This is a genomic window from Acaryochloris thomasi RCC1774 (assembly GCF_003231495.1).
Taxonomy (GTDB): domain Bacteria; phylum Cyanobacteriota; class Cyanobacteriia; order Thermosynechococcales; family Thermosynechococcaceae; genus RCC1774.
Map to the genome: position 1 here is coordinate 144,995 of NZ_PQWO01000011.1, position 18,120 is coordinate 163,114.

15 protein-coding genes and 2 pseudogenes are annotated in these 18,120 nt (G+C 50.6%); 11 read left to right on the forward strand and 6 right to left on the reverse strand.

Annotated elements, in window-relative coordinates; genetic code table 11:
- Window positions 1–32 precede the first annotated feature (32 nt).
- The 4 genes from C1752_RS17250 to C1752_RS17265 all read left to right on the forward strand — a co-directional run bounded on the left by C1752_RS17250 (window position 33) and on the right by C1752_RS17265 (window position 3,147).
- Window positions 33–383 carry a hypothetical protein gene (locus C1752_RS17250; protein WP_110987288.1) on the forward strand — a complete coding sequence of 117 codons (351 nt, stop codon included), beginning with the start codon at window positions 33–35 and terminating at the stop codon, window positions 381–383.
- Between the two features lie 67 nt (window positions 384–450).
- The gene (locus C1752_RS17255; RefSeq protein WP_110987289.1) at window positions 451–1,137 is read left to right on the forward strand and encodes a PspA/IM30 family protein; all 687 of its coding nucleotides are present in this window, start codon (window positions 451–453) and stop codon (window positions 1,135–1,137) included.
- On the forward strand, window positions 1,134–2,681 hold the full coding sequence (locus C1752_RS17260; protein WP_110987290.1) for an OmpA family protein: 1,548 nt from the start codon (window positions 1,134–1,136) through the stop codon (window positions 2,679–2,681). The genes C1752_RS17255 and C1752_RS17260 overlap by 4 nt, the downstream gene beginning before the upstream one ends.
- A 4-nt stretch (window positions 2,682–2,685) precedes the next feature.
- The gene (locus C1752_RS17265; protein ID WP_110987343.1) at window positions 2,686–3,147 is read left to right on the forward strand and encodes a hypothetical protein; all 462 of its coding nucleotides are present in this window, start codon (window positions 2,686–2,688) and stop codon (window positions 3,145–3,147) included.
- 5 nt (window positions 3,148–3,152) lie between these two features.
- Here C1752_RS17265 and metH read toward each other — a convergent pair whose 3' ends face one another.
- Entirely contained in the window at window positions 3,153–6,725 is a 3,573-nt protein-coding gene (metH, locus tag C1752_RS17270) for a methionine synthase (RefSeq protein WP_110987344.1), read from the reverse strand.
- A gap of 1,500 nt (window positions 6,726–8,225) precedes the next feature.
- Between metH and C1752_RS30330 the strand changes: the two are divergent.
- Both C1752_RS30330 and C1752_RS17280 read left to right on the forward strand, forming a co-directional pair.
- A pseudogene (locus C1752_RS30330) lies at window positions 8,226–8,663 on the forward strand (M23 family metallopeptidase); the annotation flags it as partial.
- 122 nt (window positions 8,664–8,785) lie between these two features.
- Window positions 8,786–9,259, forward strand: a complete 474-nt coding sequence (locus tag C1752_RS17280) for a thiol-disulfide oxidoreductase DCC family protein (protein ID WP_110987292.1) — start codon at window positions 8,786–8,788, stop codon at window positions 9,257–9,259.
- A 7-nt stretch (window positions 9,260–9,266) separates the two neighbouring features.
- Here the strand turns inward: C1752_RS17280 and C1752_RS17285 are convergent, their stop codons facing one another.
- Entirely contained in the window at window positions 9,267–10,367 is a 1,101-nt protein-coding gene (locus C1752_RS17285; protein WP_233501678.1) for a SpoIID/LytB domain-containing protein, read from the reverse strand.
- Window positions 10,368–10,720: 353 nt separating this feature from the next.
- Between C1752_RS17285 and C1752_RS17290 the strand changes: the two genes are divergently transcribed.
- On the forward strand, window positions 10,721–11,800 hold the full coding sequence (locus C1752_RS17290) for an ATP-dependent 6-phosphofructokinase (protein WP_110987345.1): 1,080 nt from the start codon (window positions 10,721–10,723) through the stop codon (window positions 11,798–11,800).
- A 100-nt stretch (window positions 11,801–11,900) separates the two neighbouring features.
- Here C1752_RS17290 and C1752_RS17295 read toward each other — a convergent pair whose 3' ends face one another.
- Together C1752_RS17295 and C1752_RS17300 are read right to left on the reverse strand one after the other, a co-directional pair.
- Window positions 11,901–12,752: an Rpn family recombination-promoting nuclease/putative transposase gene (locus C1752_RS17295; protein ID WP_110987294.1), complete on the reverse strand. Its 852-nt coding sequence runs from the start codon at window positions 12,750–12,752 to the stop codon at window positions 11,901–11,903.
- Between the two features lie 13 nt (window positions 12,753–12,765).
- Complete coding sequence (locus C1752_RS17300) at window positions 12,766–13,686, reverse strand: NAD-dependent epimerase/dehydratase family protein (RefSeq protein ID WP_110987295.1); 921 nt, start codon at window positions 13,684–13,686, stop codon at window positions 12,766–12,768.
- A 304-nt stretch (window positions 13,687–13,990) separates the two neighbouring features.
- Between C1752_RS17300 and C1752_RS17305 the strand changes: the two genes are divergently transcribed.
- Both C1752_RS17305 and C1752_RS17310 read left to right on the forward strand, forming a co-directional pair.
- On the forward strand, window positions 13,991–15,109 hold the full coding sequence (locus C1752_RS17305; RefSeq protein WP_158535124.1) for a tetratricopeptide repeat protein: 1,119 nt from the start codon (window positions 13,991–13,993) through the stop codon (window positions 15,107–15,109).
- Window positions 15,066–15,395, forward strand: a complete 330-nt coding sequence (locus C1752_RS17310; RefSeq protein ID WP_158535125.1) for a tetratricopeptide repeat protein — start codon at window positions 15,066–15,068, stop codon at window positions 15,393–15,395. Before C1752_RS17305 ends, C1752_RS17310 begins: the two co-directional genes overlap by 44 nt.
- Window positions 15,396–15,450: 55 nt before the next feature.
- Here the strand turns inward: C1752_RS17310 and C1752_RS30630 are convergent.
- Window positions 15,451–15,507 (reverse strand): annotated as a pseudogene (locus tag C1752_RS30630) (hypothetical protein); the annotation flags it as partial.
- 332 nt (window positions 15,508–15,839) lie between these two features.
- Between C1752_RS30630 and C1752_RS17320 the strand changes: the two are divergent.
- Together C1752_RS17320 and recF are read left to right on the forward strand one after the other, a co-directional pair.
- The gene (locus C1752_RS17320; protein ID WP_110987298.1) at window positions 15,840–16,469 is read left to right on the forward strand and encodes a ribonuclease D; all 630 of its coding nucleotides are present in this window, start codon (window positions 15,840–15,842) and stop codon (window positions 16,467–16,469) included.
- 111 nt (window positions 16,470–16,580) lie between these two features.
- Window positions 16,581–17,699 carry a DNA replication/repair protein RecF gene (gene recF, locus C1752_RS17325; protein WP_110987299.1) on the forward strand — a complete coding sequence of 373 codons (1,119 nt, stop codon included), beginning with the start codon at window positions 16,581–16,583 and terminating at the stop codon, window positions 17,697–17,699.
- Here the strand turns inward: recF and C1752_RS17330 are convergent.
- On the reverse strand, window positions 17,696–18,004 hold the full coding sequence (locus C1752_RS17330; protein WP_110987346.1) for a slr1957 family protein: 309 nt from the start codon (window positions 18,002–18,004) through the stop codon (window positions 17,696–17,698). The genes recF and C1752_RS17330 overlap by 4 nt on opposite strands.
- Between the last annotated feature and the right edge of the window lie 116 nt (window positions 18,005–18,120).

Below are 18,120 nucleotides of genomic sequence, written 5' to 3' on the forward strand. Positions count from 1 at the left end.
GACAAAGCCTGAGGCTTTAAAGGATCTGAGTAATGAACAATTTAAAACTGGAGCGAAACTGGCCTCAGGCGATCGTGGCTTGCTTAACTGTTATGCCACTTGTCGCTTATCCAATCTTTCAACATGCGACGCAAGATGATGTCACTTTTACCATTGATAAGGCAGAGCGAGTTCTAGACGGAAGATCCTCTCGGTATTTGATCTTCACGAAAGATGAAACTTTTGAGAATACAGACTCTATCGCATTCTTTAAATTTGACTCCTCTGATATTTATGGTCGCATAGATGAGGGTAAAACCTATAGAGCAAAAGTCTCGGGAGCAAGGATGCCGCTGTTCTCTTCGTACCGAAATATTATCGAAATTCAGGAGAAATCAAAATAATTCACTATTGTTTTGTCGAAGAGCAGTTATCAGAAATTTTGCGGTTATAGAAGGTGGAATAGAAGACATGAATCGGTCACAAACGGTCATTAGAGCGACCTGGAATTGGTTATGGGGGATGCCGATTGAGGCAGGGGGCGAAATCTCTGCTCAAATCGGTGAAGACAGCATTGATGATCTAGCCCAGTCATTTCAAAAGCTGGTTGATTCAGTGGGGCTTCAAAGGTCCGCATTAGCAGAGGCTCTGCGTTTACATGAAGAGACCGAGCAACAGGTGAAAGCCCTCGGTGAACAAGCGGAGCAACTAGTGGCGGCAGGTGAAGACAATTCAGCCCTTGCCGTACTGGCAGAACAGGATGTTTTGGATGAGTATCGACCTCAGCTTGAGGCCCAGGTGCAGTTTGCTAAACAGAATCTAGCTGAAGGAACAGCCCGGATGCAGGAAACCCAGCTAGAGCTGAGAAAGATGCAGGCTCAGCAGAAAATGGGGGCTTCAACGATGCGGGTCACCCAAGCACTTGAGCAAGCGAACCAAGCGGCAGGCATCGATAGTCAAGCTGCAATGCGGCGCTTTGAAAAATCTCAAGCCGCAATTCAACGTCGCAATTTCAAAGCGCAGGCCACCTCCGAGGTTCAGGGGGAATTAAAGGGAACGTCCAGAGCGATTAAAGCCCTGAATGCTCAAGAGCGCTTAGCCAAGCTGAAGGCAAAACAGGCTGCAGACAATCTAGAAGAAGGAGAAAAACAGTCATGACGATCGAAAGGAAAGGACTTCCTCCCATCGCGTATATCAGTGTTGCGTTGCTGGTCGGTACCGGATATTTTGGTCTCAATTTGATCAATCAAGGGGAGAGTGCTCCTCTCGCACAGGTTCAGGCTTACGGCAATGAAGAAAGACAGCTTACGGTGCTGGGCGATACGTTCTCTGGCTACAGCACGCTTAGGGCTGGTCCCTTTGCCGCGAAGGTCACCAAGGCAGAGTTGGGGATTCAGTATCAAGATGAATTTGATCAAGCTGCCAGGGCGAAGGCGCTCGGCGGTAGAGCAGACATTATTGTCACGACGCTAGACCAGTATCTTAAGCATCAGCCGAAAGGCCGGATCGTGGGCTTAATTGATAAGACGGTGGGTGCTGATGCGGTGGTGCTCAATACTCCGCAATATCCAGACCTCAAGAGCTTGAGTGATGTTGCCAAGGTTCGGGCCTCAGTCTCTGCCCCTCTAAAGCTGGTTTATTCTGCTGGAACCCCCAGTGAGTATCTGGCGAAGCTCTTGGATCTTAAGTTTGAGGGGTTGAGCCTATCTGATTTTGAGGTTGTAGAGGTGGAGGAATCCACTCAGGCTTATGAGTTGTTGAGGTCAGATGAGCAGGTTGCGATCGCAATCCTTTGGGAACCCTTTGTTTCCAAAGCCCGCCAAGAGGGCAACACGGTTGTTCTCTCTAGTAGCGACGTTCCCGACGCCATTATTGACGTGATTGTTGCCAGCGATCAGCTCATCAAAAGTCGCCCCGATGACCTGAGCCAGTTCTTGACGCTCTACTACCAACACACCGACCAGCTTATTCGTGACTCTGGTGTACTGAGTCAGCAGATCGGCGACGACGGCGATCTCTCTACAGATGACGCTGCTTCAGTCGCCAGTGGCATCGACTTCTTTACCGCCCTGGAGTCAAACCAGTGGATGAACGCTGGAACGCTAGAGAAACGGATTGAGACCACCTCCGCCGTCCTCTCGCTAACGGGAGAAGTAACCGACATGATCAAGAGTCCTCAAACCCTTTATACCCGTGATTTCATTGCTCAGGCTGTGAAAAATACCAAACAGGTTGTTGCTTCAATCTCAGCCACTGATCCAGAGTTAGCGAAGGTGCTACAGGGCCAGAAGTCCTCGACCACTAAAGCAAAAGCAAAGGTTACCCCACAGCAAATTCAAGCCGCACCGAAGGTGGGTAACTTCAAAGTTAGGGGTGAGGTCAAGTTCGCAACCGGGTCTGCCTCGCTCACGGGAGAAGGCCAATCCACGCTCACAGCGCTAGCCAAAGAGATCAACGAATTTAATCCCGTTACCATTGCCATCAACGTCGTGGGACATACTTCAAAGACAGGTTCTACCACTACAAACCAAGCTCTGAGTCAGCAGCGGGCGCAGGTCGTGGCGAATTATCTCCGTTCTAGCGATGTGCAGCCCACTCTCGTGGCAGAAGGCAAAGGCTTCTCTGAACCTCTGTTAGGCATCGATCCAGCTAGCCCCGAGCAACAGCGTACAGAAATACAGCTCAGACGAGTCGGGGGATAGCATGATGGCTGAATCTTTACGTCATGCTTACCGACGCTTTGGAGGCATGAAACAGTCTGAGGTGCCTTGGCTGGTTTGGCTCTTAGAGAACCCAGACAGCCCCTTGGCCCTAGCTGGAGCTATCCCGTTAAAAGAACATGATTACCTGCATATCTTGCTCAATCGAGGGAAATCCCCAGACGACGAGGCTTTTATCATTGGTTTTACAATGGGGAATGATATCCACCTCAACAAAATTCACATATGGATATTTAAGCGGGTCGTTCGTTTTCTATACCCAACAGACTATCGACTGACACTGAAGCAGCTAGAGAGCTTTGATTTAGGACTGCAGCTCGGGAAACAACTTCCCACGAAAAATCTCTGCCGCTTTGATTATTCATCTGTTGAGAGCTGGAGCGTAGATCGAGTGAGAGCGATTCTACACCTCAATCCAATGGTGTCTCTTGCTAAGAGCGACAGATGACAACGCTAGGCAGAGAAATATTTTGCGATCGCATGATATACAATAATCGCCGTCGTAGATTGTTCTGGGTGCAACTGCTCACTCTCATCCATCGTCAGATTAATGCGCTCCGTCTCCAGTAAATTGAGCTGGGTAATCTGGTCCTGCATATTGGGGCAAGCCGGATAACCAAAGCTATAGCGAGAACCCTGATAACGCTGGGCCAGCATATCTCGAATATTGTCCGGCTCAGACTCGCCATACCCCAGCTCCTGTCGAATTTGAACGTGGGTCCATTCAGCCAAAGCCTCTGCCGTTTGGACAGCAAGACCATTGAAATAGAGATAGTCGGTATATTCATCAGCGGCAAAAAGCTTCTGAGCGTATTCAGATGCAATCTCACCCACCGTCACCGCCTGCATCGGAAAGACATCAAAGCGACCTTGAGCCTGCTCTTTTGGTAAAAAGAAGTCAGCAATACATAATCGTCGCAGAGATCTTTGACGCGGAAACTCAATGGTAGCAATCGGTTCAACGCCATTCGAGCTACCCCCATCTTGAGCCACCTGCGGATCATAGATGAGCAGCGTATTCCCCTCTGACAGGCAAGGGAAATAACCATAGATGGCCTGTGGATGGAGGAGCTTCTCCGCCACAACCTTCTGCTTCCATTTCTCTAGAATCGGATAGGCTTTCTCTGCCAACATTGCGTCATAGTCTTCCCGTGACTGCTCTTTGGGTTTACGGAACTGCCACTGTCCTGCGATTAGAGCCTGCAGATCTAAGTACCAAAACAGCTCTTCTAGAGAAACGTCCGTTGGCTGGATGACGCGAGTGCCCCAGAATGGCGGTGTGGGTCGCTCAATATCAATCTCAACCGCTTCCGAACGTCGAGTATCAACGGGGCCATCGGCCTTCGCTTGCTTTTCCTTCGGTAGCTTCTGGGCGGCGAGAGGTATCTCATCTTCTTCATCGAGGAATCCTTTGAGGTTATCCCAGTTATCTGCGGTCTTGGCAGGCATCAGTTTTTCCATGAAGTGCAGGTCAGCAAAGGCATCTTTGCCGTAGATGACGCGACCGTTGTAGGCTCCCTGACAGTCTTGATAGACAAACTTCTGAGTCAGGGCTGCGCCCCCCAAAATAATAGGAACATCAATGCCTTTCCCGTTGAATGTTTCGAGGTTGTCCTTCATAAAGGCGGTTGATTTTACTAACAAGCCGCTCATTGCAATACAGTCAGCGCCGTGTTCTCGGTAGGCCGCAATGATGTTATCTACGGACTGCTTAATGCCGAGGTTGATGACGGTATAGCCGTTGTTGGACAGAATAATATCGACGAGGTTTTTACCAATGTCGTGGACGTCGCCCTTAACGGTGGCAATGATCACCGTGCCTTTGGTGCTGGCGGTGTCCTCTTTATCCATGAACGGTTCTAGAAAGGCCACTGCAGCCTTCATCGTTTGAGCCGACTGGAGCACAAAGGGGAGCTGCATTTGACCGGAGCCAAACAGTTCACCGACCACTTTCATGCCGTTGAGCAAAAAGGTGTTGATGATTTCTAGGGGTGGATACTGCTCTAGGGCTTTATTGAGCTGATCATCTAGGCCAATGCGTTCGCCATCGATAATGTGATTTTTAAGTCTCTCTTCGATGGGGAGGCTTTCATCAACGCTGCGATCGCGTTTTGTCGTCTTCCCTTCAAATAATGTTGTCAGCTTCGTCAACGGGTCGTAGGAGCAAACCTCACCGTCAAACTCACGGCGATCGTAAATGAGATCCAGGCAGACCTTTTTGTGATCTTCTTCGATCTTGGCAAGGGGCAGAATTTTGCTGGCACTAACAATGGCCGCATCCATGCCCACCGCCATCGCCTCATTGAGGAACACTGAGTTGAGGGTTACCCGTGCCGCTGGATTGAGACCAAAGGAGACATTAGAGACCCCCAGAATGATGTGACAGCCCGGAAGATTCTCTCGAATTTTCTGAATCGCCTCAACGGAGGCTTTACCATTCTCACGATCTTCTTCAATTCCAGTGGAAACCGGCAGTGCCAAAGGATCAAAAAAGATCTCATAGGCAGGGATGCCGTATTCAACAGCGGCTCGATAGGCCCGCTGGGCGATCTCGAACTTTTTCTCGGCAGTTCGAGCCATGCCGTCTTCGTCAATGGTGCCGACAACCACACCTGCACCATATTGCTTGGCGAGTTCTAATACCTTGAAGAAGCGTTCTTCGCCATCTTCGTAGTTGGTGGAGTTGAGGATGCACTTGCCCCCGGCCACTTTAAGACCCGCCTCCATCTTGGTCCACTCAGTTGAGTCGAGCATCAGCGGGAGCGAGACCGTATTAACCAGGCGAGAGGCCAACTCCTTCATGTCTTTTTCGCCGTCGCGGCCCACGTAGTCTACGTTGACATCGAGGATATGTGCGCCCTCTTTGACTTGCGATCGCGCTAGTCCGACCAACCCATCCCAGTCTTCATCATTGAGCAGCGTCCGACATTTCTTAGACCCGCTGGCATTCAGCCGTTCACCTACAATCAAGAACGAGTTGTCCTGTTCATAGGACTGGGGACTCATAATTGAGGCCGCAGACGGTGTATAAGACAATGGTGTATAGGGTGGCAAGTCAAAACGAGACCCAATTTCACGTTGCTTGGGTGTTAGATCCTTAGCCATCTCAGCAAGTTGAGCAATATGGTCTGGACGCGTACCGCAGCAGCCTCCGATAACTTGAACGCCCAAATCTTCAATGAAATGCATCAACGCCATCCGCAACTCCATCGGCGTTAAGCGATAATGAGCCTGACCTCCGACATTCTCCGGCAAACCCGCGTTGGGTATGCAGGACACTACAAAAGGAGACTGCTCAGCAAGATACTTGATGTGCTCTTTCATTAAGTCTGGGCCTGTCGCACAGTTGAGACCCAAAATATCAATAGGATAGGGTTCCAAAACAGTCAGCGCAGCCCCAATCTCTGACCCAACTAACATCGTGCCAAAGTCTTCCACCGTCACCGAGACCATCAGTGGCAGGCGAGACCCTTTCCTTGAAAAGACTTCTTCGATAGCCGTCAGCGCAGCCTTAATCTGTAAAACATCCTGGCAAGTTTCAACTAAAAGCAGATCAACCCCACCGTCATACAGCCCTTCTGCTTGTTCGATGTATGCGGCCTGCAGTGCATCAAAATCGATGTGGCCCAACGTCGGCAGCTTTGTTCCTGGTCCCATCGAACCGGCGACAAACCGGGGCTTCTCCACTGTTGAGAATTCTGCGGCGACAGACTTCGCTAACTCTGCTGCTGTTTTGTTCAGTTCGTAGGCGCGATCGCCTAAATCGTACTCGGCCAGAGTCACAGAAGTTGCGCCAAAGGTGTCGGTCTCAACCACATTGGCACCGGCCTTGAAAAAATTACGATGGACCGTTGCCACCGCCTCTGGCTTTGTCTTTACAAGATACTCATTGCAGCCCTCATACTCAGCTCCACCAAAGTCCTTGGCAGTCAGATTTTGATCCTGCAGAGAAGTTCCCATCGCCCCGTCAAACACAATTACAGGACGCTCAGGACTGTGGAGATGGTCTAAAAAGGGGCTACGCATAGGACTGCCATAGGACTGCATCAGACAAGAAAAAATTAGTAATTTCGCTGCAATCAGGATAATCGCTAGAATTGCTATCCATTGTGCCAAGTTTTAGACACGGTGTTCCAGCGTCGTCGCTCAAGAAAGCAGTTTTCAAAGGATCATTGTGCTATTAGCCTCGCAAAGCTTGTCAACCTTGAAGCAGTCGCTTTACTCTGTAATCGCATAGACTGCCCGATAAAGATAACTAATTGAAGCAATAAAAAAATCTATTGTCTGATGCCTCTACTTGAGCGACCAGCGACGTTAATATTAGATCTCTGCACTGCTGCAACCTTTCTGTAAATAAGACTGAGCAGTCTATCTCTCCGCCAGAAGAATATATTCTATTACTTTGAAAACCCGTGCTTGTGGACCAGCACAACTTTGGTCCGGTGGAAAATCAGTATATTTACGGGATCATACCGAGGCGACATCCGGGCACGGTAGGTTAGGGTTTCGCATCCACATTGATTCAGTACTGCATCTTACAGGTTAGTGCCAGAAAACTTAGGCTTGTCTAAATGTCAGAAGCAAGGTAACTTAACTTAATGATCTCATACACATTGTGGGTAATATTAATTCGAGCCTAAGCCGAGTAGGGTAATAGCTTCAGAAAAAAAGGCGAGGGTCTTTTATCGCCTAGGTCACGCCAAAACGCTAAGAGCTTTTAGGAGGTCTTCTTTGAAACGGGAAATTCTACCAGGGATTAATGTTCAGCCGTGCTGCACTGGCGACCTTGGGTCTGAGGTAGGCCAGGTTCGTCAGAGCCGGTCAGACTTCCTACGTGGAACTCGTTCTTCTGCAACGTTTGGCTTAGCATTTGCGCTAGCTGCAACGGGTGCTTTATCTGTGCAGGGTAAAGCTAACGCAGCATTTCAGCCCCTACAGGGAGCGAGCGTCGTTAACGTTGATCCCCTTGCTAGCTACGGCAGCGAGCCATCCAGTGTGGATGAGCTATCGGCACCTACGCAGTTTATAGGTTCCCCTGAACTCGTTGCAGTTGATGATGCCGCGATATCTAAGCCAACGTCTTCACTCAAGAAAGTCAGGAAAAGAGCTGAGCTGGACATTGATATCTCTCAAACCATTATTCCCAACCACGATCAATCTGCATTAGCTGAAGCCGGTGCTGTGGTCCATAAAATTGGCTCAGGGGAGACCTTAGCGGAAATTTCTAAGCGCTACGAAGTGGACGCAAAAGATATTCTCAAGGCCAACGGCATCAGTCGATCTGATGATCTTAGTGATCATGATGTTCTGAAGATCCCAACTCATCAGGATCAGGCCAATACACCCAAGATTAGTCTTAAGCTTGACGAGAATGAGCATATTGAAGACGACTTAGAAGAACTCCTAGATGCACCGGCTCTGTTGGCGAAGAGTGCGGGTAAAGAGCAAAGAGAGTCGTCTAGCAACCTACCTGAACTGAGCGTTCCCATTGCTAAGCGGGCGATATTCCCTAAAGTTCCAGCACTAGATCTGCCGCCGTTGTCATCAGTGGATACCTATTTGCCTGATGAGATGCAGAGTGGGCGGTTCCGCTACGTTATGCCTGCGAAGGGCAAACTAACCTCTGGTTATGGTCCTCGTTGGGGACGGATGCACCGCGGTATCGATATCGCGGCTCCTGTAGGGACTACTATTGTGGCCTCTGCTCCTGGCGTGATCAAGACAGCCGGCTGGAACAGCGGTGGCTATGGCAAGCTGGTTGAAGTCCGCCATCCTGACGGCAGCGTCACGCGCTATGCCCACAACAATCGAATTACTAGTAAGGTCGGGCAGTTTGTTCGTCAGGGGCAAAAAATTGCTGAGATGGGTAGCACCGGTCGTAGTACTGGACCTCATACACACTTTGAGATTCGACCTGCGGGCAAGGGTGCCGTTAATCCCATGAACTTGCTGAATCGCGGCTAGGCGAGCATTAGCACTGACTTATTAATCTTTGTTATTAAGAGAGAGGAGCCACTCAGTGCATCCTCTCTTTTTTTTGAGGTCGTGCTGTGGACCATGCTCTAAGTTGAACGTACCTCAATTCTATGACTCTCGGCGAAACGACTTTTCATCAACCATCCACTGAAGCTTCTGAGCTACTTTCCTGGAAAGTTAAGCTGCTCTACGATGGTGCCTGTCCGCTCTGTCTGCGGGAAGTCAACTTTCTCACTCGCCGAGATGCGGGGCGGGGACTCGTGGCTTTTACCGATATTGCCGCTGATGACTACGATCCGGCTGAGAATGGTGGGATTGATTTTGAGACGGCTATGGGTCGTATTCATGCCATTACTGCTGATGGAACAATCCTGAAAAATGTTGAGGTTTTTCGTTACGTCTATACGGTGCTGGGGATGGGTTGGGTTTACGCAGCGACGCAGTGGCCGATTGTTGGTCCGATGGTTGATAAAGTCTACGAAGTCTGGGCAGACTGGCGCTTATCGCTCACGGGGCGTCCCCAGCTGCAAACTATTGTTCAAGAGCGGGAGCAGCATCTGCAGCGATGTCGACTCAATGATTAACGCTCAATCAAGAGGCCTGTAGCCAGGTCAATGTCGTACCTGGATAAAAGTGATTCAGAATCTGCTGATAGTCGAACTGTCGTTGAGCCAAGTCCCTCGCTCCATTCTGGCTCATCCCATAGCCCTTATGGACCTTGCGGACCAGATGGATTGTAGAGGCGTATAAAGACTCTACAACAGCGCCTTGATGAGAGATCAGTAGCCCTCTGGTGCTGTCGACTGCGAGATGGGTTCTGTTTGCTTCGGTCTTCAGTCCTGGGTAGGCCTGCCAGCGGGGAGTGTCACCTAGATCGTAAAAGGGGCTGGCCGGATTGCTAGAAATGCGCGCGAGGGCATAGGACCTGGCTGCAATCGCTTGTGCTTTTAGGGCTTCCATCGGCCAAGAGGGAGACATCTCAGCACCTACAACGCTGTATAAATAGGTCTCTAGATCCAGGTGATTCACTGCGACTAAACGCTGTCGGTCCTGAAGAATCTGTACCGAGCCTCGGTACCATCGACCATTGATGGCGATGAAGCCATCTGCATTAGTTTTGATCCAGACATCGTCGGGTAACTGTAGATTGCCGAAGATAAGGCCCGACGATCCAGGCTGAACCGAAACACCTGTGTTTGCCGATAGTTCTGCTAGCTGCTGCCCTGCTGCATCCATGACGAAGGCAGAAGTGGAGGTACTTAACTGGAGCTGTGACGTGCGGCGGGCAATCCCAATTCTCACAGGGATCGCAGGCAGATTCTCTGGGGGAGTTAGTTGAGCGGATAACGATAGAGATTGTGGCTTCGCAGGCGGAGAAGAGCTGGCTGATGTATGACCGACGACCTCTGCTTGGGGGCGAGTCGGTTCATCTGTTGGCAGAGCCTGGGTGGACGAAACTGGGCTAGAGTCGGTGGGCGTGACAGTTAAATCCCATGCCAATGTTGGGGGAGCCGTGACCGAAAGGTCTGCCAGCAGTTCTTGATCAACGGTAGTAATAGGTTCTGGTAAGGGGGCTAAATGCAGCGACGCAGCAGAGCTGAAGAAGAGAGGAACCCCTAGCCAGATGGCGCGATGAGACCATAGCCATTGTTTGAGTGCAGGCCCTAGGTTACGGGAGTGAAGTGTCTGCATGGGAATAGGGGGACGAACGTGCATCTGGGCCATCCTATAGTCAAACCTCTCTGAAGAAAGAGAAATTTAATGTCTTTGATCAACTTGTATTGCGGTAGACGTACTGATGAGGGCAGCGAAATGGCTGAACGTGACGTTTGCCGAAGAGCTTTCCTAAATCAGTCAGGTACAGTGATCGGTTAAAGAGCTAGTAGTTTTAGCATTCCCACTTACTGGGGGGATGGGGCATGTCTGCAAAGCTTCACGCGCGAAAAGTATTTTGTACAAAGATTAAATTCCTGCTCGGATCCGATCTAAGGGCGATCGCAACCCTATAAAGTATGAATCTCACGGAAAATTTGGGATATACAACGATGGGTGAGCGGAAGCGAATTGGCGTCCTGACCAGCGGGGGAGATTGCGCGGGACTAAACCCTGTGATTCGGTCAGTGGTCCTGCGGGCAGATACCTATGGCTGGGAAGTGCTGGGCATCCGTCAGGCCACCCACGGGCTAATGTCGGATCCTCCCCAGGCCACGGTTTTAAATCCCAAAGATATGAACCCGCTGCTGACGGCGGGGGGAACCATGCTGGGCACTACCAATAAAGGCAATCCCTTTGCGTTCCCGATGGCGGACGGCACCCTAGAAGACCGATCGGAAGAGATTATTCGCGGCTATCACCAGTTAGGGCTAGATGCCATGATTGGGGTGGGAGGCGACGGCAGCATGGCCATTCTGCGCAAGCTGGCGCAGCAGGGTAACTGGAATTTGGTGGGCATCCCTAAAACCATTGACAACGATGTCGGGGTCACGGAGCGATCTGTTGGCTTCGATACGGCGATGAATATTGCCACTGAGGCATTGGATCGCCTTCATTTCACAGCGGCCAGCCACAGCCGCGTGATTATTTTAGAGGTGATGGGCCGGGACGCGGGCCACATTGCCATCAGTGCTGGGATCGCGGGAGGGGCAAATATTGTTCTGATTCCTGAAATTCCCTATAGCTTGGATAAGGTGTGCGCCAAACTTAAAGAGCGTCAAGAACAGGGCAAGACCTATTCTCTGATTGTGGTGGCAGAGGCAGTGAAGTCCGTCGGTGGCGAGGCCATCACCGTGACCGATGGCGGTGGGGAATGCCGTCTAGGAGGTGTCGGCCAGCATTTATCTGAACAAATCTGTGATCGTCAGGTGGCGGATACGCGGGTCACTGTTTTGGGGCATGTTCAGCGGGGCGGTATTCCATCTCCGCTAGACCGGCTGATTGGCTCAGCCTTCGGGGTGGCGGCGGTGGATTTGATCGCGGCTGGCGAGTTTGATCGGATTGTGACCTGGCAAAATCGGAAGGTGGTCAGCGTGGCCATTAAAGATGCGATCGCACATTACCGAGACGTTGATCCCTACGGCACACTAGTTAAGACTGCTAGAGGTTTAGGAATTTATTTAGGTGATTAGTCTTGTGCCAATCCTCAATTGGATAGCGCCAAGCACGAAGAAGATTGCAGTAAGGGCATTAAAATCTCGGTCCTACTGCAATAATCGTTACCCAACGGGACTAATGGTGCAATTTCAACCAGTCTTCCAGATCAGACAGACTAGAAAAATCTAATAATGCCTCCCCCAGTTCTTCCAGTTGATTGAGAGATAGCCTGCGGATTTGAGCTTCTGCTGACGGGGCAATTGTACTCAATCGACGGATCAGCTGACGCAGAATCAAGCTCAGTTCGCCCTTTACCTGGCCTCTGGCTTCTCCTCTGGCCTCGCCTCTGGCCTCAGCTTCAGCCTCAATTTCCTGATAGATCACAGATTCCCGCATAACGTCTCTCCGTAGTACCTGTTTGATCACCTCTTTGTCCAATAATAGCCCAGCCAAAATCGCACTGGCTGCTGCCACATTGCTTTGCGTTCGTCGCTCCTCAATCTCATCGACTCTGAGAGCAACCGCTCGCAAAACCTTCACTTTGTCCTGTGTCTGACTCAAAGCTGCAAACGGTAATAAACCTGGCGAAGACAAAAATATCTCAGTTGGCTGCTCCCATAATCTGACGACCTCAAACTCGCTGCGCAAACCCGGTATCTCAAAACAGGTCTGGTAGACTCTTTGTGACCTCGTCGGTCTCAAATACACCACAATTTGCCGGATTTGTTTGTGGGGGTAGCGCTTGAATCCTCGGAGCCGGTAGTCAGCCATCCTAAATCCCATTTCCGGGTCAGGATCCGTTTGAAACTCTATGTGTATTAATAAGTCTTTCGACTCTAAGAAAATCACAGCATCTGCACGAATGGGTTCGGCAAACAGTTCCGAAGGCTCCAGTTTGGTCAACGCAACTGGAGTGCCCAATAACCATGTCGTAATGTCGATACTGAAGTGTTCAGCAAGAAATTTGCAGGTGTTGTCAAAGGACATAGGCCTAGATAGCTCAGTGGCCTAAGATCTGATCGTCTAAAGAGAAATCGATATTTTTCTGATCACGACCAGAGGCTAGATAGCCCTTCTGGAATGAATCTTTGAGGCCAGAGACCAAATCAAACTGAGGTTGCCAATCTAGATCTGACATGGCTTTGTGGATGTCTGCAAAGAAGTGCTGAGGTCGAAGAGGGAATGCCTTCTGCTTGCCAAAATCGAACGCTTTAGGGTCATAATGCGCCAATTTGGGAACTGGCTTACCCGCCGCCTCAGCACAGGCGCGGGCAAGACCATCGAAGGTCACATAGCGCGCGCCGCTAACGTTGTATATTTGGCCGATCGCTTTGGAATTGCCCAGTACCGCCGCCATTGCTTGCGCTAAATCCGCGACATGACCAAACTGCGTGAAGTGGGCACCCGAACCAGGAATTGGGATGGGACGATCTCTAACGATGCGATCGAAAAACCAGGCTTCTAGATCGTTATAGTTACGCGGACCATAGATATAGGTAGGGCGGATGGCCGTGAAGGGAATACCTTGCTTGGCCAGATAGGCCTCCGTCTCAGCCTTGCCGCTGTGGCGACTGTTTGGGTCAGTGGCATCGATTTCTAAATGAGGCATCTGATCGCCTTTTAGATAAACTCCAGCTGAACTCATGTATACAAAATGTTGAACCTTGCCCTTGAACATGTCTGCAAGGGGCTGGGTATCGCTCAGTTCGCGGCCATTATTATCAAAAATTACATCAAAGGATTCTGAGGCCAGTTGCTGCAGCTGTGTTGGATCTTTGCGATCGCCGTTAATTTGCTGCACGTCAGAAGGCGCTGGCTTATTACCGCGATTAAACAGCACGACCTCATGTCCCTGCTGGAGCAGAACCTGGGTTAAATCAACGCCAATAAATCGAGTGCCGCCCATTATCAGTACTCGCATGCTTTTTATCCCTTATGTTGTGTAATGGCCGTTCTACAAACTTAGCGGATGACGTTCCCCTGATTCCAGTCTCTGGGGGCTAGGTTATGAATTCTACGAGGACACGAATTCTCTGCGCTGAGATGAAAAACAGTCTGTAAAAGCGGCGATAAGGCGCTCAGGTGCAGAATTGTAAGGATTGGTGAGTTCGGATGCCAATTTAGGCTGATTTTTGCAATAATGGCATCTGTTTGATTTCGACTTGACGATCAAATCAATAATTTATTTCGGTTGTGAGTTCACCCTAATGCTGTTGGAAGATATGATGCCTTTGCAACAACATCGCCTTTACTTCATGGCTATTGTTTGCCTAAGTGTGACGGTGGTGGGTCAACCTGCCCAGGGCATGGGTGATCTCAATTCGGCCATTGTTTTCCCTGAGACTGCAAAGCTTTTGGGGCAGACACAGCCCGCGAAAAAAGCAGCACAGTTGTCAAAGACGGTCCGGCCTGCACCACTCTCAAGGCAGGTAGTGGAACAAATTAATCAGTTGATGTTGCGAGGGGTCGAACAACATCGGCAAGCGGACTATGCCAATGCGCTCAAGACCTACAGTGAAGTTCTACAGCTTGATAAAGACTACACCCCTGCCTACCTGCGTCGAGGATCGGCCAAGTGGGCGGCAGGAGATCACCTAGGTGCTGTTGAAGATTACAGTCAAGTCATTGAGCATGATGCCAAGAATGGAGTGGCCTACCGCAATCGGGGCGCTGTCTATACCGTTATAGGGAAATCATCTGAGGCTCTCCGGGACTATAATCAAGCGCTGGAGATTGATCCAAAAGATGCAGCTACTTTTCTCAAACGTGGGCAACTGCATTCGAAGCTCGAACAGCCGGAGGCCGCGATTCAAGACTACACTCAGGCAATTGCCCTACAGCCAGATTCAGAGCTAGCATTTCTTAATCGTGCGATTGCACAGACAATGCTGCAAAAAGATGACGCGGCTCTGCTGGACTATGGTCGCGCTATCCAGCTTGATCCCAAATACGCAGCGGCCTACCACAACCGAGGGATGCTGCACCATCGCCACAATAAGTTTCAGAAAGCCCTGGATGATTTAAGTCAAACCATTCGTCTCGATCCTCAATCTACGACGGCCTATCAAAGTCGGGGACGTATTTACCTGAGCCTGCGGCAAGACCAAGCGGCTCTAAAAGATTTCAGTCAGGTGATTGCTCTTAATCCTAAAAGTGCTGCGGCTTATTTCGGCCGGGGATTTGTCTACAGTACCCTCGATAATTCATTAACAAATCGACAGGCCGCAATTGCAGACTATACGGAGGCGCTGACGCTCGATCCCAAATACGTCAATGCCTATATCAGCCGGGGAGCGGTCGGTGGCCTATCAGCAGGCTCTTATCGACTATTCACAGGCCATTGAGATCGATCCGAGCAGTGTGGTGGCCTACCACAACCGTGCCCGGATACAGGCAACGCTTCGTAGACGCCAGGCGGCCCTTGATGACTATCAACAGGCGGCGATTCTCTATCAAAAGCAGGGCCAGACTGAAGAATATAGCGAGATGATTCGCCAAATTCGCTGGTTGAGACAGTCTCTCGGCAATAAACCTGAACCGAAGCTTCAAGAGTCAGATTCCCCCAAACCCTCTCCTGAAGATCCTCTTCAGCCGTTGGTGTCGCCCGTGGAATCACCGGATGTCCTTTAGCCGCTTCTGATTCAGCATGAATAATGAAGCCGCGTCCCAGAATTGAGTTTTTCTCGCCATTGATCGTGAGATTATCAATGGTTATTTCATCTTCCACAATGCCTTTGCTATCTGCCTTGAGATTACCGAGGTTTTCGGCATGGCGCTGTGGTTCAGGTGGAAGCGTATGGGAATGCTAGGCAGGGTTGTAATGTCTGCTGGTCGCTTTTCCGTCAGCACCAGAGATATTGCCATATTCGTGGATATGCCAGGCGTGTACTGAGTCAGGCTTGAGTCCCTGAATGCTTCTGAAACAACTGGGGAGCAGCCGGTTATGGTTGAGATCTCAACTATAACCGGCTCCAAGACGCTGCGTTCATAAAACTCTGGCAGGAGATAAACAATAATTCTCTTAGGATACTGGGGATTTTGTACAATGCCTGTCAGTGCAGCAGAAATAATCCTATGGCCTTAACTGACTTTCAGGTTTGCGATCGCGATCTTAGCGATCACTTTCTCCAGGACTATCTTCAGACCGACCAGCTTGCTGTTGATACCGAGACTATGGGCCTCCGTCCCCATCGAGACCGACTGTGCCTCGTGCAGATCTGTAATGCTGCCGGTCAAATTACCGTCATCCGCATTGAGCGTGGTCAAGGAGAGGCCCCGAACCTGAAGCAACTGTTGGAAGCCCCCAGCGTCGAAAAAATCTTTCACTTCGCCCGCTTTGATATTGCCACCCTGCAGCATCACCTAGAGATTGTCACCGCCCCCATTTTTTGCACCAAGATTGCTAGCAAACTCGCCCGCACCTACAGCCCTCGCCACGGCCTCAAAGCACTGGTCCAGGAATTAGAGGGCATTGAACTTGATAAGAGTGCCCAAAGCTCAGATTGGGGCAACGCTGCTAATCTCTCTGAAGAGCAGCTCCGCTATGCCGCCAATGACGTTCGCTATCTCATTCCAATGCGGGCCAAGCTGATTGAAATGCTGCAGCGAGAAGAACGTTGGACGCTGGCCCAAGCCTGCCTTCATTGCTTGCCCACCTTTGTAATGCTAGACCTCATGAACTTTGACTCAGTGTTTGAACACTAAAGACAGATATTCAAAGTCCTCCGTGGGATTAGGGGGCTGATGCATTTATACATGGATGTCTATACATAGATGTTCCAACCGTTTTACCCCTGCCCTTTCTGATCGCGCCCTGTGTATCTTCAGCATCTTCAGCTCCATCAGTTCCGAAACTATGCGGGACAGTCCGTTGAATTTGCAGCCCCCAAAACCATTTTGGTGGGGGCCAACGCCCAGGGTAAATCTAATCTGCTAGAGGCAGTAGAGCTGCTTTCGACCCTCAAGTCCCATCGCACCAGTCGCGATCGCGATCTCGTGCAAGAAGGTAGTGCTGCCGCACAAATTACGGCCGCCCTCCAGCGCGACAGTGGTCCCTTAGATTTGACCTTGACCCTGAGAGCCAACGGTCGTCGTACCCTATCGGTCAATAGCGAAACCGTCCGCCGCCATCTAGACTTTCTTGGTCACATCAACATGGTGCAGTTTTCGAGTCTAGATCTAGACCTCGTGCGCGGCGGCCCCGGAACCCGCCGGAACTGGCTCGATACTGTTCTGATACAGCTAGAACCCGTCTATGCCTATCTTTGGCAGCAGTACCAACAGGTGCTGAAGCAGCGCAATGCCTTCCTCAAGCAGCGGCGAGCCCACCCCGAACGGCCCCCCGATGCCGCTCAGCTTCCGCTCTGGGACCAGCAGCTTGCCTCGATGGGCGCCCGCGTGATTCAACGCCGCTACCGGATGCTCAAGCGCCTCGCTCCCCTTGCCCAAAAGTGGCACCACACCATCAGTGGTCAGCAGGAGCAGTTAGTCCTGGCCTATGCTCCCAACATCACCCACGACCCCGAGCAGCCCGATCACCTCTACGGTGAATTTTTGGCGCAGATTGAAGCCCGAGCCGGGGCCGAATATCACCAAGGCATTACACTCACCGGTCCCCACCGGGACGAAGTAGACTTGCTCATCAATGAAACCCCCGCTCGCCAATACGGATCCCAAGGCCAACAGCGCACCCTTGTCCTAGCGCTGAAGCTGGCTGAGCTGCAGCTGATCGAAGAAATTATTGGTGAGCCACCTCTACTGCTGCTGGACGATGTGTTGGCTGAGCTTGATCTAAACCGTCAGAATCAGCTACTTGCGGCGATTCAAGAACGTTTTCAAACTCTCATTACCACTACCCATCTCGGTGCCTTTGAAGCTAAATGGCTTGACTCTGCTCAAGTCCTTACCGTTGAGAAAGGACAAATTCAGCTCTAAATTTGCTCGTCCAGTAAACCGACGGCCATTGCACTGAGGCAGAAAGCGAATACCAGCGGCATGGGCGATTGCTGCAGCCAGCTACAAACAGCTGCAATTACAGACGTCGATAAAATCAAGCTATAGAAAGACCTTGTAGTCCGAGAGTGGCTGCCTTGAAAGTCTTTAAAGACGTCAGTCGGCACCGGTAGTGGCATCACGGCTCCCGGCGGAAAAGCCCAGTATCGGCAGTGATCGACGAACAGATCGGTCCAGCCATGTTCTTGGCACCAGCCCACCACATAACCAGTCAGAGATTGGGGCATATGCATTTTATGTGTCTTTCACTCGCGCAGACGTGTAATGTTTTTCGAAGCTAACAAAAGACAGAGAGGAATTTTTCGTTGTCATATAAAACTTAATTCCCCCCGACTGGTAAATC